This is a genomic window from Neisseria sp. P0021.S007 (genome assembly GCF_051956855.1).
Window position 1 is genome coordinate 1 of the sequence record NZ_JBQCXA010001304.1, and the last position, 502, is coordinate 502.

Genomic DNA, 502 nt, shown 5'->3' on the forward strand with positions numbered 1-502 from the left:
ACAACACGCCGTCCACTTATGCGATTTATATGTCGGGCTTGGTGTTCCGCTGGCTGCAAACGCAGGGCGGTGTGAAAAAAATTGAAGCGGTCAATCGAATGAAGGCGCAAACCTTGTATGAGGCGATAGACGGCAGCAGCGGTTTTTACATCAACGATATTCATCCTGATGCGCGTTCCAAAATGAACGTGGTCTTCAAAACCACAAGCGAGGATTTGGACCGCCGCTTTGTGTTGGAAGCCGAGTTGCAGGGCTTGTGCCTGCTCAAGGGCTATAAAACCGTCGGCGGCATGCGCGCCAGCATTTACAATGCGATGCCGCTTGAAGGTGTGAACGCGTTGGCCGAATTTATGAAAGATTTCCAACGACGTTACGGTTAAGACTTAAGATAAAAAGGCCGTCTGAAACTGGGTTTCAGACGGCCTTTTGATTTGAACAAGCCTTATTCGGTCACTTCTTCAGTAATGCTGTCGCGGTAGATGGTGCTGTCGTAAGTCGGTAC

Annotated in this window: 1 protein-coding gene; it reads left to right on the forward strand. The window is 49.6% G+C overall.

Annotation, left to right across the window (positions count from 1 at the left end):
- A partial coding sequence (locus tag ACTHUR_RS18870) for an aminotransferase class V-fold PLP-dependent enzyme (protein WP_440400308.1) occupies window positions 1-380 on the forward strand: 380 nt, incomplete at its 5' end.
- Window positions 381-502: the final 122 nt, after the last annotated feature.